Origin of the sequence: Streptomyces silvisoli (assembly GCF_029269905.1) — a bacterium.
Classification (GTDB): Bacteria; Actinomycetota; Actinomycetes; order Streptomycetales; family Streptomycetaceae; genus Streptantibioticus_A; species Streptantibioticus_A silvisoli_A.
In genome coordinates this window covers 1-14,794 of sequence record NZ_JARJBC010000045.1, presented here as the reverse complement: position 1 = coordinate 14,794, position 14,794 = coordinate 1, and the positions used below count along the sequence as shown (strand labels likewise).

The 14,794-nt window shown below is 67.4% G+C and carries 13 protein-coding genes and 3 pseudogenes; 8 read left to right on the top strand and 8 right to left on the bottom strand.

Annotated features, from left to right (window positions below):
* Positions 1-421: 421 nt before the first annotated feature.
* Together P3G67_RS35235 and P3G67_RS35230 are read right to left on the bottom strand one after the other, a co-directional pair.
* A pseudogene (locus P3G67_RS35235) lies at positions 422-981 on the bottom strand (IS5 family transposase); the annotation flags it as partial.
* A 904-nt stretch (positions 982-1,885) separates the two neighbouring features.
* Entirely contained in the window at positions 1,886-3,277 is a 1,392-nt protein-coding gene (locus P3G67_RS35230) for a hypothetical protein (protein WP_276097154.1), read from the bottom strand.
* Positions 3,278-4,732: 1,455 nt separating this feature from the next.
* Here P3G67_RS35230 and P3G67_RS35225 point away from each other — a divergent pair.
* Complete coding sequence (locus P3G67_RS35225; RefSeq protein ID WP_276097153.1) at positions 4,733-5,935, top strand: ISL3 family transposase; 1,203 nt, start codon at positions 4,733-4,735, stop codon at positions 5,933-5,935.
* On the opposite strand, the gene P3G67_RS35220 is transcribed toward P3G67_RS35225, so the two are convergent.
* On the bottom strand, positions 5,832-6,272 hold the full coding sequence (locus tag P3G67_RS35220) for a zinc-binding dehydrogenase (protein ID WP_276097152.1): 441 nt from the start codon (positions 6,270-6,272) through the stop codon (positions 5,832-5,834). The genes P3G67_RS35225 and P3G67_RS35220 overlap by 104 nt on opposite strands.
* Positions 6,273-6,276: 4 nt before the next feature.
* Between P3G67_RS35220 and P3G67_RS35215 the strand changes: the two genes are divergently transcribed.
* The 4 genes and pseudogenes from P3G67_RS35215 to P3G67_RS36415 all read left to right on the top strand — a co-directional run.
* The gene (locus P3G67_RS35215) at positions 6,277-6,504 is read left to right on the top strand and encodes a hypothetical protein (RefSeq protein WP_276097151.1); all 228 of its coding nucleotides are present in this window, start codon (positions 6,277-6,279) and stop codon (positions 6,502-6,504) included.
* A 451-nt stretch (positions 6,505-6,955) separates the two neighbouring features.
* Positions 6,956-7,780 (top strand): IPT/TIG domain-containing protein, encoded by an 825-nt coding sequence (locus P3G67_RS35210; RefSeq protein WP_276097150.1) that lies wholly within the window; start codon positions 6,956-6,958, stop codon positions 7,778-7,780.
* A 63-nt stretch (positions 7,781-7,843) separates the two neighbouring features.
* Positions 7,844-8,032 (top strand): multicopper oxidase domain-containing protein, encoded by a 189-nt coding sequence (locus tag P3G67_RS35205; protein WP_276097149.1) that lies wholly within the window; start codon positions 7,844-7,846, stop codon positions 8,030-8,032.
* Positions 8,033-8,141: 109 nt separating this feature from the next.
* A pseudogene (locus P3G67_RS36415) lies at positions 8,142-8,371 on the top strand (transposase); the annotation flags it as partial.
* Here P3G67_RS36415 and P3G67_RS35195 read toward each other — a convergent pair.
* Positions 8,366-8,497: a hypothetical protein gene (locus P3G67_RS35195; protein ID WP_391858420.1), complete on the bottom strand. Its 132-nt coding sequence runs from the start codon at positions 8,495-8,497 to the stop codon at positions 8,366-8,368. The pseudogene P3G67_RS36415 and the gene P3G67_RS35195 sit on opposite strands and share 6 nt — an antisense overlap.
* A gap of 44 nt (positions 8,498-8,541) precedes the next feature.
* Here P3G67_RS35195 and P3G67_RS35190 point away from each other — a divergent pair, with 44 nt between their 5' ends.
* The 3 genes and pseudogenes from P3G67_RS35190 to P3G67_RS35180 all read left to right on the top strand — a co-directional run.
* The gene (locus tag P3G67_RS35190; protein WP_276097148.1) at positions 8,542-8,835 is read left to right on the top strand and encodes a hypothetical protein; all 294 of its coding nucleotides are present in this window, start codon (positions 8,542-8,544) and stop codon (positions 8,833-8,835) included.
* A complete protein-coding gene (locus P3G67_RS35185) occupies positions 8,811-9,908 on the top strand; it encodes an integrase core domain-containing protein (RefSeq protein WP_276097147.1) in 1,098 nt (365 codons plus the stop codon). The genes P3G67_RS35190 and P3G67_RS35185 overlap by 25 nt, the downstream gene beginning before the upstream one ends.
* A gap of 30 nt (positions 9,909-9,938) precedes the next feature.
* Positions 9,939-10,349: pseudogene (locus P3G67_RS35180) on the top strand (transposase family protein); the annotation flags it as partial.
* 40 nt (positions 10,350-10,389) lie between these two features.
* Here the strand turns inward: P3G67_RS35180 and P3G67_RS35175 are convergent.
* The 4 genes from P3G67_RS35175 to P3G67_RS35160 form a co-directional block, all read right to left on the bottom strand.
* On the bottom strand, positions 10,390-12,957 hold the full coding sequence (locus P3G67_RS35175; protein WP_276097145.1) for a M48 family metallopeptidase: 2,568 nt from the start codon (positions 12,955-12,957) through the stop codon (positions 10,390-10,392).
* A gap of 281 nt (positions 12,958-13,238) precedes the next feature.
* On the bottom strand, positions 13,239-13,754 hold the full coding sequence (locus P3G67_RS35170; protein WP_276097144.1) for a hypothetical protein: 516 nt from the start codon (positions 13,752-13,754) through the stop codon (positions 13,239-13,241).
* Positions 13,755-13,984: 230 nt separating this feature from the next.
* Complete coding sequence (locus tag P3G67_RS35165; RefSeq protein WP_276097143.1) at positions 13,985-14,116, bottom strand: hypothetical protein; 132 nt, start codon at positions 14,114-14,116, stop codon at positions 13,985-13,987.
* 151 nt (positions 14,117-14,267) lie between these two features.
* On the bottom strand, positions 14,268-14,447 hold the full coding sequence (locus tag P3G67_RS35160) for a hypothetical protein (protein WP_276097142.1): 180 nt from the start codon (positions 14,445-14,447) through the stop codon (positions 14,268-14,270).
* Positions 14,448-14,794: the final 347 nt, after the last annotated feature.

The window sequence follows — 14,794 nt, the reverse complement described above, 5'->3', positions numbered from 1 at the left end:
CCCAGCGCCCACTCAACGCAGCGACACTCCCGCGGCCCCTCCCCCAGCCGATCTCCAATCCAGACCGCCTCGCCCGCCTCGAGAACATGCCGCATGACCAGCACGGATGTGGTTCTCGGCACCTACACGGCTGAAGTTCATGCCGGACGACCGGGCCTTCCTCGCCGCTCTGCCGGTGCCGCTGCCGCGCCAAGTCCTGCGCCGGCTCCGGCTGCTGGTCCAACCCCGACACCGTGCTGCGATGGCACCGCGGCCTGATCGAGCAGCGCCACGCCCACACCTGCCGACCAAAGAGGCCGGGCCGCCCGCCCACCGTTCGCTCGATCCGCATCGTTATCCTGCGCCTGGTCCGGGAGAACCCATCGTGGGTCCACCGCAGGGTGCACGGCGAACTCGCCACCCTCGGCATTAAGACGTCGTCTCATTTGGTGAGTCTGCGGTAGTAGATCAGGGTGCAAGCGATGCTGGTGAAGGCGAGGAAGTGGCTGGCCTTGCGCTCGTAGCGGCGGTGGAGACGGCGGCAGCCGGCGAGCCAGGCCATGGTCCGTTCGATTGTCCAGCGGTGGCGGCCGAGCCGTGTGGAGGACTCGATGCCCTTGCGGGCGATGCGGTGGGTGATGCCTCGTGATCGCAGCCATCGGCGCAGGTGGTCGTATTCGTAGCCTTTGTCGGCGTGGAGTTTGGCGGGCTTGCGGCGGCGTGGTCCGCGGCGGGAGCGGATCGGCAGTATGGCGCGGACCAGCGGTTCGAGGGCCTGGCTGTCGTGCAGGTTCGCCCCGGAGATGCCGATGGAGATGGGCAGGCCGGTCCGCTCGGTGATCAAGTGGACCTTCGAGCCATTCTCGCCTCGATCGACAGGATTCGGACCTGTTAAGTCCCCCCTTCCAAGGCCCTCATGTTCACCGAGTCGATCGCACACCGGCTCCAGTCCAACTCGCCACGCGAGCCGAGCTCGTCCAGCACCAAGCGATGGAGCTTGGCCTCAGATCAGCCTCGAACTGCTCGATCGACTAGCCGTTCACGCCCGCCGCGCCCTTGTTGGCCTTGACCTTCAAGTACGCCTCGAACACCAGGTGTTTCGAGATCTCGAACGGCTTCGGCCCACTCATCCGGCTCCTCCCGGGGCCTCCGGTTGACCGCCAAGCAGACCCAGACGACCCGTCCCCTTCGCTCCACCCGCATTACCAGGCTTCACCGCTGCTACGAGACGGTCTGCCCCCGTGCCCCGCATCCGTACTCGGCCGGCCCCTCGCGGTCCTGTCCGCTTGGGGTACTCCCTCTCGCCGCCGCCCCATCAGACCGGCGCCAGTATCGGGGCGACAGGTTCCCACGTTCCATGCAAGAGCCCAGGCCAGGCTCGCGCCGCCTACATGCCGGACGCCGTCTGGGCAGTCGGCAGGCTCCCCCAGACTTGTCCCGGCGCCCAAGTCATGCCCCGGTTTTGACGCCACTGGAATCCGTTACGACACGTCAACAGCGGTTCGCTCTCGCTCGCCTTCCTGACCCACACCTGACGCGATCAAGTCGCGCCTTTCCCCGCAGCGCTCACCACGACCGGCGCTTAACCGACGCAGCCTGCGGTGGTTTGAAGCCTCTTCCTGCAGAGCGGCTCGGGAGGACCTACCTCCACCTCCTGCACAGCCCGCCACCGAAGGCCTCTACATCAACGCCTCCTTCAGCGTTCGTGGCACACGACCTGCGCGGACGAGATTTTCGGCAGGCGCACAGCTTCGGGACCGATGGTTCATGCCCTCGTAGCCCTCCGCCCACATCCGGGCGTAGCCGGGGTGCCCGACCTCGGCCTTCGCCCGGATGGGCCAGCGCTACCATCAGCGTCGACATCCTGTCGACAGGGCTGATCAGCCCGTAGCTGCACGGCCTTGAGCTAAAGAATCCTGACTTGCCCACCGGCGGAAACGGAGAGTTGTCCTTGGACCTGAAGATCACAGGCCACTAGCATCGATTTAATTTCTTTGCCGATCCGAATAGTTTCCACCTTATTCATTTCGACAACTATTCCGTCATCGAATAGCGTCCACTTCTTGAATTCATTCACCCCGTGAAACAATGTCCTTTCGGGGTAGGTCGTGAATATCGGCACGCTTCCGTGACTGAGATTCATCCCTCCTTTAACGGTAAGGGGCCCCTTCACTTGCCCCTGGTCGGTAAGCAGGTCGTTCAGGACGGCTTTCCCTGCCTCTAGGACGCCCAGATTGTTCTGTCCGTCTCGGACCCGCAGCCCGGACTTCGGGAAGTCGATCCATCCATCGCTGGCGTTCCGTCCCTGTACCCACTTGGTGTTCACGCCGTTCACGTCGGCCTTGTCCGCCGCGACTGTACCCCAATTCCTTTGCTGGCCATTGAATACGTTCACTCCGGATTGCGGGAACTCGATCCATCCGTCGCTGTCGTTCCGTCCCCACACCCACTTGGTCCTCACGCCGTTCACCTCGACCTTGTCGGCCTCGACGGTCCCCAATCCGCCGGTCGCGTTGCGGATCTCGGCCCCTTGTGCGGAGAAGGTGACTCGGCTCTTGTTCGGCGTTCCCTCGACCCAAGGAGTGCGCGTCCCGCTGTCGAACTCGGGAACGCGTGCGTGGACCGTGGTGGTGAGGAAGTATCCCTGCTGCTGTTGCCCGGCGCTGGTCGTCCCAGCAATAAGGGTGTAAGTGGTGCCTCGCTTCGGAGCGGAAGGGGGTGACCATGTGTAGGGTTGCTGAGTTACCCGAGGTCCCTGAGCTGCCGACCGGGCAAGCACCTCGCTCCCGTCCGGATCACGGATCCAGTAGTCGAGATTGTCGGGCCCCTCCCACTTCAAAACGACGTTCCCGCCCGCGTCCACATCCACCAAGGACTTCTTTTCCGGACGGAAGTTGCGCGGGATCTTCGGAGCTTGCTTCACCAACCCAAGAGTTGTGGCGAAATCAGCCCGCCGAATGGGTATGTTGTCGTCGCCGCCGCCGGACCTCTCGTACACCTTCAGGCGGACCAACCCCTCCACACTGGAAACAGATATGTCTTCCAGTTTCAGGACCAACGACCCTTGGTCAGGCAGGGTTAGCCTGCCCCCTGAGGGGGAATGCGCCCGGAAGCGGCCGAGAGTACTGTCCCAGCCGAAAACTGGAGCTGGCTCCAACCACACCGAGTAGTCCGGGGCGATGCTCGCGCTGATCGCCGTGGGATTACTCGTCAGGTCGCCGCCGCCGCTGCCGACCGGTATCTCCACATCGATGAATTCCCACTTCACGTCGGACTGGTGAGTGTTGGAGACGATCAAGTACACCGTTCCTACAGACGGTGCCCCGGGCTGCGACGCTTGAAGCGAGGTCGGATCTGTGACGACGGCGTAGCTCAGCAAAGACGGCACGGTGAGGACTCCCTACCTCGGCGATTCACACAATGCGGGCAGAAGACGCGCAGTGGAGGCCCGGTGTTGGCGGGTACTCGGTCAGTGTGGTGACAGGTTCAGGCGGGAAGCTGCAAGGCCCAGGGGCAGGCGCACGTCGCCTGCGACAGTCGATACGGCTCGTTTGCCAGTCGTCGCGGCTCGCCGGAGCTGGCGCAGATGCCGCCATCAGAGGTCGGAGGTGGCCGCCGGATCCGTACTTGTCGGGCCGGATACCGTCAGGGCTTCGAGTCTGCGTCCCGATGGATCGGCGGCGCCTAGCTCTCTCCAGTCGCCCACGCGGCACCTGGATCTTCTGCCGTGTCCCGCCAGCTCCCGCTGGCGCCTCAGCACGACCCCTTGAGCTCCTCGCCGCATAGCTCCCCCCGCCTGCCGGAACTCTTCAAAGCGGCAACTCGACCTGACGCGTCCCCTCCAACAGTCGTACTTCCTCCCCGGAGGGGCAGCGCCAGCAGTACCGTCCCCCGCCCGGCAGCCCTCGGAACCACGATTCGGGATAGCTGGCCCGAACCGAACCCCTTGTGGCTGGAACCACAGCCAGGTAGGGCCCCGCCGGCTCCGCGCAGAGGTCACCGCCCGCCACGGGCGTGGACAATCCGGGGGCAGGTTGGGTACTGGTGACTACGCGCACCGCGTTCTCAGAAGCGAGCCCTTGCCGGAGCAAGAGCAAGACCCGGCGGCACGTTCATCGGGCCCATAGGTGTCCCGTCTCACGCGACCCCGTCTCCTTCTCACGACCTCTTGTTGGATTCGCTGCTGGTCTCACCTGACGGGGTCTGTACGGCCTGAGAGAGGCAGCGAGTCTCACTGGATCGTGTCTGTCGGGCTGGTTTGTCTCCGTGGTTTGTGTACGCCGGGCCGTTCCGTCTCATCTGACCCTGTGGGTGCCGAGAAGTTCATCCGTGCAGGTCAGAAAGCAATCGGACTGTTCACCACCCACTGTCGGCGTTGCCGGGCATGACGATTTACCGTGCTGCTCCGCTTGGCCTACGTGACGATGACGAATACCTTCGCCGCGCTGCGGCTACTGCCGATGAGCGACCGGGACAAGGACATCGAGATCCTGGCGCTGCGGCACCAACTCACCGTGCTGGAGCGCCAACTCCACGGAACACGCCCCCGCTTCACGCCCGCAGACCGGGCCTTCCTGGCCGCACTCCTCCACCCCCTCCCAGCAAACCCTGCGCAGAATGCGACCGCTGATGAGACCGGACACCGTACTGCGCTGGCACCGCAAGCTCTGTCGGCGACGGCTGAAAAGTGGTTCTGGATCACTTTCAGTGCCGGAGCCACGGAGGGTCACCACAACCGCGATCATGAACGGCCGTGGCTGATGTACTCCTCCAGGACCTGTGGTTCCACCAGGTCGAAGGTGTTGTGGTCGAAAGTGTCATACCCGACGGCGAGTTGGTGGTCGTGCGGGCCCGGACGGCTGCGGGACAGGCTGCGTGTCCGGCGTGTGGAACGGCGTCGGCCCGTGTGCACAGCCGGTACGTACGCCGACTTGCCGACAGCTCGGTCGGCGGCCGTCCGGCGCTGATCGAGCTACGGGTCCGGCGGTTCCGCTGCTCTCAACAGGGCTGCTCGCAGGCGACGTTCGCCGAGCAGGTCGCCGGACTGACGTTCCGGCACGGCAGACGCAGCGCCGGGCTGCAGACGGTGCTGGAACGGGTGGCGGTGATGCTGGCCGGCCGGGCCGGTTCCCGCCTGGCCCACACGCTGGCGGCCAAGGTGAGCCGCTCGACCCTGTTACGGCTGATCCGCCGCTTGCAGGCCCCCGAGACCTCGACACCGCGGGTGCTCGGGGTCGACGACTTCGCGCTGCGCAAGGGGCACAACTACGGCACCATCCTGCTCGACATCGAGACACACCAGCCCGTCGACCTGCTGCCGGACCGCACCACTGCGACTGTGGCCCGGTGGCTCGCCGAGCACCCCGGCGTCGAGGTGATCTGCAGGGACCGTTCCACCGCTTACGCCGAGGCCGGACGCCTTGGCGCCCCGGACGCGGTGCATGTTGCAGATCGGTGGCACATCTGGTCGAACCTCGCCGAGGCGGTCGAGAAGACCGTCGTCCAGCACCGTGCCCTGCTGCGCGAGCCCCAGGACACCACCATTGCCGCGGCTGCCGAGGCCCTGGAAGGGCTGGACCTCGACTTGGCTCCCGCGGGGCCGCGGACCACCGGCCGCCTGTCCGACCGGGTTCGCGAACAGCACGAGGCCGTTCGCGCTCTGCTCGGACAAGGCATTGCGATGCGGGAAATCGGCCGCCGGCTGGGACTGGCCCGCAACACCGTGCGCCGCTACGCACACGTGGCGAGTGCGGACGAGCTCCTGGTTGGGCGGTGGACCGGCCGCACCAGCATCCTCGACCCCTACAAGCCGCCTCGCCCGTCCAACGGCACGAGGCGGCGGCATCGGGGAGTCAGGGAAGGAGGACGGCTTTGCCCTGGTTGCGGTGGGCTTCCAGGTCGGTGTGAGCCTGTGCCGCTTCCGTCAGGTGGTAGGTGCGCCAGATCGGCAAGGTGAGCTTGCCCGCGGCAGCCAGCTGCACCAGCTCCGGCAGGGATTCTCCGCCCTGCTCGGTGGCACCGGCGCTGAAGCGGACGCCGTGCTGCCGGGCGGACATGTCGGCGATGGTGATGACATGTGAGCTGTCGCCGGTCAGGGCGACGGAGTCGGCGAGCACGCCGGCGCCGGAGGCGTCGAAGACGAAGTCGAATCCCTGGCGAGCCGCGACCTTCACCCGCTCCACCCAGCCGTCGCCGTAGCGGACCGCGGTGGCTCCCAGTGCGGTGACACGCGCGATGTCATGGTCGCCGACCGTTCCGATGACGGTAACGCCGCGGGCGACCGCCAACTGCACGGCGATGCCGCTCCATCAGGTGCAGGTAAGCCAGGTCCAAGTCGGCGAGCCGGTCCAGCAGTGCCCCGTAGACCTCGCTGCCGCCGTCGGCGGCAGCTACCGCGAGTACGCCCTGCTCGGTCAGGCGGTGGCCAAGCCCGAGGCCCTGTCGTGGGAGGTCGCCGCATCGCTGGTCACGGTCGGCCAGACCGCGTACCGGGTTTTGGAGCAGCTGGGCGTGCCGCCCACTTGACCGCACGCCACGCCTAAGGGTGTCCTGCGGACCGTCTCGGGCTTCGGCCCCACACCTCGGATGGCTATCGGAGCTTCGCACTCGGGCCTGTCACGACGCTGCGCCATTCAGGTGAACCGGCGTCGTCCCTGTTGCTCGGCGGTGCACGCTTGTGGGGTACTTGATTCACCCAAACCGGTGGGCCGCCCATCCCTCTCCGGGACAGTGATGCGGCTCGCGGGTTCTTCGCATGACTTCATGCGGACGGCACGCGCGGGTCCGCGATTTTCGCGGACCGAGTACTGCGGCGGACACAGCTCGAACGGCAGGGACCGGGAGCTGTCAGGCCAACTGGCCGTGACTTCGGACTTCCGAGGAATGTCCCCTGCGCCGGTGATGCCACCACGTCGTACCGAGGCTGCGTGGCACCACGATCAGTCCCACCTTGGCATCCCAACGAGGAGGAACCGTCATGTCTACCCCCACCCCGCACTCCCCCACTCCGCAGGCGGACTTACTCGCCGCGGCCACCCCGAGCATCGGACTCGTCCTTCCGTCCTCCGGGCCCGCCAGCGGAGGCAACCCCGTCCTCATCCTCGGATCCGGACTCGCCAACGCCTCGTCGGTCACCTTCGGTGGTACGCCCGCGAGCATCCTGTTCCAGGATCCGATCGGGCTCCTGATCATTGTCACCGCCCCAGCCCACGCCCCGGGTACCGTGCCGGTGGTCGTCACCACGACCAGTGGCACAAGCGCGCCCGCCATGTACACGTACATCGGCCCGCCCCCGCCGCCCCCGGCCCCCACCGCCACCAGCATCCTGCCCGCCACCGGCCCGACGACCGGCGGAACGCCATTCGTCATCTCAGGCACGAACCTGACCGGCGCCACGGTGACCTTCGGCGGGGCGGCAGCCACCGTGGTGGCGTCCACCCCGACGCAGATCTCGGGCCTGACCCCGCCGAACGCAGCGGGCAACGTCCCCGTCGTGGTGACGACCCCTGGCGGTATGGCCACGGTCCCCGGCGGTTTCACCTATCTGGCCTTGCCGCCGACCGTCACCGCGACCGTCTCACCGAACGTCGGCGTCGCCGCCGGTGGCACGCCGTTCACCATCGTCGGGACCAACCTCACCAACGCGACCGTGACGTTCGGCGGGAACGCGGCGACCATCACCACCAACACCGGCACGGTCATCACCGGCACCACCCCGCCCGGCACCGCAACTACCACCGTGAACGTGGTCGTCACCACCCCCGCAGGCACCGCCTCCGCCGGAGCCTTCACCTACGTGTGACAGCACATTAAGGCCTGAGCCCGGCACCGCCTGAACGGCTCAGCCCCCGAAAGCAGGGATCCGGTGGGTCGCCGTCAACCGAGGCGCCCCCGGATCTCCCACGAGCTCAAGGACACCATCCTCGCCTGTCTGCACGAGATAACCCGGGTGAGGGTGCACTTCGGCCAGGCAGGCCGGTACATGTGGCACCACGACATCCTGGAACACGAGGACAACCAAATGATGCGACCCTTCCGCGTCGGCCCGGCCTGACACCCCTTTGCGAGCCTGGCAAGCGGGTCTGAAAGATCGTGTAAGTCCGTGATGTGGCAGGCTGGCCAAGGCCCGGCCGCGGGGCTTGGCCAGCCGGGACGGACAGAGCATGACGAACGACGAGAAGCCCCCGGCCGTCGAGCCGGTTGAGGACAAGTTGGTGGACGAGGTCGTCGAGCGACTGATGGACCGCGCCGACGCCTCAAAGGGACTGCCCTGCTGGTCGACGGCGGATTGCTGAACGAGGTCACCCGGGCCGTGCTGGAGCGGGCCGTGGACGCCGAGATGACGGAGCACTTGGGCTATGAGAAGCATGACCCGGCCGGCCGCGGCTCAGGCTGCCAGCACTTCCCGGTCCCCATACCGGCGACGACCACCACCCTGCGGCCTCGTCGGCACCGGCGGCACCACCCGCTCGAACAGCTCCCACAACTCATCCGGCACCAGCCGCTCCACGATCCCCACAGCCGCCGACTATCGAACGAGCCAAATTAGATGTCCTCTTATCGGTGCGCCGCTCGTACTGCGAGCATCCTGCTTGTGAAAAGGTCACCTTCGCCGAGCAGGTCGAGGGGCTGACCCGGCGTTACCAGCGCGGTACTCCGGCCCTGCAGAAGGTGGTTGATGCGGTTGCCGTGGCGCTGGCCGGACCGGCTGGAGCCCGTCTGCTGAGCGTGCTGCACCACATCCTGGGCAAGCGTGCTGAACTGTGCGCCTGCCGAGAATGTCATCCACGCAGCTCAAGGGCTTTTTCGGTGCTGCGGCAGGATGAGCACTCGTGTTGCTTCGTCTCGCCTACCTGACCGTCACCAACGCATTCGCCGCCCTGCGGCTGCTACCGATGAGCGACCGCGACAAGGACGCGGAGATTCTCGCCCTGCGCCACCAGATCATGGTCCTTGAGCGACAACTCGGTGCGGACCGGGTGAAGTTCGCCTCGGAAGACCGGGCCCTCCTCGCCGCTCTGCTGGCGCCGCTGCCCCGCCAGGTCCTGCGCCGGCTCCGGCTGCTGGTCCAACCGGACACCGTGCTGCGATGGCACCGCGGCCTGATCGAGCAGCGCCACGCCCGCACCTGCCGACCGAAGCGGCCAGGCCGCCCACCCACCGTTCACTCGATCCGCACCCTGATCCTGCGCCTGGTCCGGGAGAACCCATCGTGGGGCTACCGCAGGGTGCACGGCGAACTCGCCACCCGCGGCATCCAGATCGCCGCTTCCACCGTCTGGGAGATCCTCAAGACCGAGGGCATCGACCCCGCGCCCGACCGAGCCGCCACCACCTGGGCCGACTTCCTGCGCTCCCAGGCCGACGCCCTCCTGGCCTGCGACTTCATCGAGACCGTCACCCTGACCGGCCGGCGTCAGTACATCCTCGCCGTCATCGAACACGCCACCCGTCGCATCCGGATCCTCGGCACCACGGCGCACCCCACCGCGCAATGGGTGAGCCAGGCCGCACGAAACCTCGTCATGGACCTCGAGGACGCCGCAGCCACCGTCACGTACCTGATCCGGGACCGGGACGCGAAGTTCCCCGCGCTCTTCGACCAGATCCTGGAAGACGCCGGCATCCAGGTCGTACTCACCGGCGTCAAGATGCCGCGCATGAACGCCATCATGGAGCGCTGGGTCCAGACCTGTCGGCACGAGCTCCTGGACCGCACCTTGATCTGGAACGAGCATCACCTGCGCCACGCCCTCCGCCAGTTCGAGCTGCACCACAACGCCCACCGACCCCACCAAGCGATGAACCAGGCAGCACCACTGCGCGCGGTCCCCGAACCGATCACCGATCTCGGCCGAACCTCCCGTCTGGACATACGCCGCCGAGACCGGCTCGCCGGAGTGATCCACGAGTACCGGCACGCCGCCTGACCTAGCCGGATGAAATATTCGGCAGCCGCAGTGCTCGTGATCGCGCTCACCGACGACCGCGGCCGACTGGTATGGATCTCCGCCGCCCGTCCCGGTCGCACATCCGAGATCACTGTCTGCCGCCACGACAAACTCACCACCCGCCTGCGGGCGGCCGGTCTCGGTGCCATCGCCGACCTGGGGTTCGTCGGCCTCGACGACAGCGGCCCGGACGCCGACCCGGCAGTGATCACCGGCTACAAGGCCGCCCGCAACCGGCCCCTGACCCGAGGGCAGAAACTGTCCAACAAGGCGCTGGCCGCCGTCCGGGCCCCGGTCGAGCACGGCTTCGCCCATCTCAAGAACTGGCGGGTCCTCGGCAAGGTCCGCACCGACCCGAAGTGGGCGACCGCCCTGGTCAGGGCCCTGCTGGTCCTGACGAACCGCGAAATCTCCCGATGACCGACGATCTTCACCGAAGCCATCCACCCGGAGCACCAACTCAAAAGCTGCTTTCTTTCCTGATTGTGTTGATCCATGCACTGATCGAGTTGCTGGCGCGCGTCGCTTGGCCGATCTCCTTCATGCCGGTGGTGAGGGGAACGGCGTCGTTCTGGTCGAGGCCGGTAAGGCAGTCCTGACTGCCTTTGGCCGTCATCGTGGTGAAGGTCTTGTATGTCGGCAGGAGCCTGGAGTCGGGGACGGGGAAGTAGGCGTCGGCGTCCCGCGCGATCTTTCCGAACTCCGTGCAGATCGAGGGGAGTCGGGACGTGATGAACCCGTCGGGGTCCGAGGACTGTTGCGCGTTGGATACGAGGGCCTGTAGCCGCCCGAGAGTGTCGGCATAACGGACGAGGAGCTTACGGCCTCCCAAGTCGTACCAGGCCGATGTCTGGTCCGACGCTTCCTGGGCCTCCTGAATCGGATTCGTGGCGGGCTTGGCGGCCGACGCCGTGCCGTTGCCCGAGGGTAGCGGGAGAGACAGAAGGGCAGCAGGAAGTCCCACGGCTGCCGTGCACAGGACTGCTACGGCCAGGCGGTGCGGGACCAGCTTTCGGAGTCCGTTGCCGGTCGGGTTGAAGGTCGTGGGGCGGGGGCGACGCCGGAACAGTCTTTGGACGGCGGAGGTAGTCGCGGCCGAGGCGATGCCCACAACGGTGACGAGGACGAGAAGGATGCTCAGGAGGTACTGGAACGCCTGCCAGAGAGCGACCGGCCGCCACCCGCAGGTCGGCGTGAACGTACTGATGTCCTGGATACAACCGTCCGACGCGGACAGTGCCCATACGCCGCCGTAGCCCGCCAACGCGGCGACGTTGGCCGCGACGAGTGCGGCGATCAGGCGGTAGCGATCGACGAGCGGGCTTGCTACGAGCGCGGCGACCGCGGCGCCTGCCAGAAGGGCGGCGCTCGCCCCGTACTGGAACAGGAACGCACCGGCGACCCCGGGGAGGCGCAGCGGTGTCTGCCAACCCCAAGCGTGCATATGGGCCTTCACGGCCGCGAGACCAACCCAGCACACCACGCCGCCGAGCAATCCGGGAAGCAAGGCGCGGCGCAGCGGCGGCAGCGGCAGGCCGGAGATCACCGGCTCGCCGGTGCCCGGCGCCGGAGCGCGATCCCGGCCCGTGGCCAGCGGGTGAACCGCCCAGGCCAGCAGCGGCACCACCCACAACACGGCGACCGCCGGCAGTGCGAGTGGGACGGCGACCGTGGTGCTCAGCAGGCCCACCGCACGTGCGCCGAAGTTGAGGATCGCGGTGTATTCCCCGCTCGGATCCGCCAGCACGTCCCCGTGTCCCGGCGCCAGCGCGTGGGCCCACAGCCCCGGTACGTTGGCGAGGAACACACCGTAGTTCTGCCACCACCAGAACCATGCGCACAGCGCCAGGCACGCGCCAGCCAGGACCAGCATCATCGGCGCAAGCATCGTCCGACCGCGCCAGACCGTGGCCCACAGGTGGGAACACTGAGTGACCCACCAGGCGAACGTCAGCCCCGCGAGCCCCAACAGCATCACGAACATGGGCTCACCGGGCAGCCATCGGAAAATCGCGACCCGATTCGCGATCAGTTCACCGGCCGTCATCCCGACACCCAGCCAGAGGCCCGCCCACGCCCCGGAGAGCCTGCGTCGCCCGGTCAGCAGCCGGTGCACCACCGAACGCCACAGGACTGTGCCCGCGACCCCGGTGACCAGCACGGCGGGCGGGAGCGCCATCACCACATTCCACTCCCACTGACCCGCGCGGCCGGATGCGCCGACGTAGTTCCACAGCTGGCTGTTGACCAGGATGACGGCGGTTCCCGTGAGGAACATCAGCAGGCCGGGCACCTCGAACAGCGGCGTGGGGTCGGCCAGCATCTTTCGCCGGGAGTCCCACCGTGGGTGGGTGCGCCAGAGCTCGATGAACGAGCGCAGCATTCGCGGCAATACCCGCGCAGGCGGAGCCGGCTCGGTGGCACCCCAGATGCGCGGGTTCGCACCCCAGTGCGCGGCGGTGAAGTCGGCATGGAGCTCTCGGCTGCGCAGCACGTCCGACCGGGCGAGGTAGACGACAGCCGTCATGACCAACGGGAGGACGAGGGCGCGCCACGCCGGCAGCCCGATTTCGTAGGGTCGCGTTTCCGGGGCGTACGAGTTGAAGATGAGGATGCCGAAGCCCACCGCGTAGGGAGCGAGTACGGCGGCGATGAACGTCCGCCACAGCGCGACCGTGGCGTAGGTGAGTGTGACATCACCGTTGCGGATGTGGGCCATCTCGTGCAGCACCACCGCCTGGAAGTCCGTCGGCGCCGTGGCCCGCCGGGCCAGCAGACCACCGTGCAGGCACACTGTCGGGCGGCCGTTGCGGCCGAACACCGCGGCACTGGTCGAGGCGGCAGACGGATCCACAACGACCCGCGGCATCCGCTTAAGCCCGGCCACCTGGGCCAACTGCTCCAGCTGCCACCGGATCCAGCCGTCATGGTCCACCGCCGACAGCAGAACAACCCGGCTTCGACGCGCCTTCCAGACGGGAAGGGCGAAGAAAAGTCCGCAGGCAAGCACCAGCAGGAAACCGGGCACCGCGGGGCCGACCCACTGGGGCAGTGTCCAGTGTCCGCTGATGCAGGCCCGATAGGCGGCGCTGTGGAGGACATCGTCAGGGGGCGTCTGATTGGTGCTGACTCCGGCCGCGCTCAGGCACAGCGTTCCGTCGTTGAGCCCAGCGGCGGTGAACGCCGTGGGCAGCAAGGAGACGCCGCTCGCGAGCATCAGGACGCCCAGCAGCACGAAACGCATGGTCGTACCTGCCGGGATCGCCCGTCCGTCCAGCCGCATCTGCAGAGACCCGCGGACCATCCCCGTCAGCTCTCGACCGGAGCATGACCGCCGCCAGCCGGATCATCCCGACTCTCCGGGGTCGGAGCCGAAGCCGGGGTCGGAGGCGGAGAGTCGAGCACCAACCTGGCCACAACCGCGTCAGCGATCGCCGCGGCACTCTCCGCAGGCAGGCCGCGATGCGACGCGGTCTCCAGCACACGGGCACGCACCTCAGCGAGCTGCCCGGCCGTCAACGGGGGAAGGGCCGGCGGTTCCTCAGTCCTGCGCAACGCCTTGCGCAACAGCCTTCGGACGCCCCTGGCGGTACCATCCGCTGCGGACTCCGCTAACTTCCTCGCGGTCTGGTCAAGCACCAGCCACACCACCGGAGTTACCAGTGCCGCGACCTCACCCAGACCGAACCCCAGCGGCTCCCGACGTCCACCACGGCCGGATAATCGTCGTAGCGCCGTCGCGTCGTCGAACCGGGCGAAGCCGTCCACCAGGACCAACTCCGCCGGTGCCACCACCGCCACCACCTCGCGGACCACAGTCCGCACCCTCACCTGCCCGGCCGCATTCGTTTCGTTGCCAAACGAAGCTGCCCCCCAGACCATCACGCCCCCCGCGAATCGGTGGTCTGCCGTGCACCACGGCAAAACAGGAGAGTACTGGCTCAACTCGGATCTGTCGTCAGGGCCTTCGGCGGTGTGGTCTTTTCTTCACATCGAACTCAACTTCCGCCGGGAGCCCGCTGGTTGCGCCTGGCCGCGTTCCTCCTCCGGCGCGGTCACGGGCGTGCGGTGAACATCCCGTCGCCCCGCTTGTGCAGCCAGCCGAGGTCGGCCAGCTCGGTCAGCTTCGCGCGTAGCGGTTCCAGCTTGCCCCGTACCCCGTACCCCGACATCCAGGCCGAGCCCATCGCCGATGCCTCGGGCGGCGACCGGGCCGGCGGCCTGCCGCACCGCGGCCAGGATGCGCTGGTAGTCCGCAGGCAGCGCGGACTCGGTCACCCCTGGCGCACGGTCCGGGATCAGCCGCACCGCCCGGCCCGCCACCTGCACGACCGGCGATCAAGCGGCTGCTTGCTCGTCGGCGAGCTGCTCGCTCATCCGCTGCCATACCCGCTCGGCCACGGCGAGCTCGTCCCGCTCCGCCCGCGCCGCGAACAGCTGCTTGACCAGCTGTTCCTCGAATCCGTCAAGCTCCGCGCGCCGCGCAGTGATCCGCTCCAGCATCTCGGGGTCCGTCATGCGCCGCAGCGTACGAGCGGCACCCGTGAAGGCGGGCCGGAATCCGCAACCCACCCCTGCCGGACGATCTACACCCCAGGCTCCCGCCCACGACCAGCACGAGTACACCGAAGACGAGTCACGCCAGACCCCTGACCTGCAACTTCACGATGCACACCCCTCAATGCACGACCTATGTGAACACGGTAGTTGCCCGTCCAGCCCGCTCCCCCGTCAACGCGGGACTGTACGGTCACTGGTGTAACTCCCGAGCTGGAAGCGACAGTTGATGACTGACGTGGTGAGTGACACCAAGGCCCAAGAGGTGCCCGTGGACGAGGTCCTGGACGACGCCCTGATCCAGCAGC

Excerpts from the sequence above, each read along its gene's own strand:
- P3G67_RS35215 (WP_276097151.1), top strand. The coding sequence starts at position 6,277 with ATGCCGCTCCATCAGGTGCAGGTAAGCCAGGTCCAAGTCGGCGAGCCG.
- P3G67_RS35210 (WP_276097150.1), top strand. The coding sequence starts at position 6,956 with ATGTCTACCCCCACCCCGCACTCCCCCACTCCGCAGGCGGACTTACTC.
- P3G67_RS35165 (WP_276097143.1), bottom strand. The coding sequence starts at position 14,116 with ATGGGCTCGGCCTGGATGTCGGGGTACGGGGTACGGGGCAAGCTGGAA.
- P3G67_RS35160 (WP_276097142.1), bottom strand. The coding sequence starts at position 14,447 with ATGACGGACCCCGAGATGCTGGAGCGGATCACTGCGCGGCGCGCGGAG.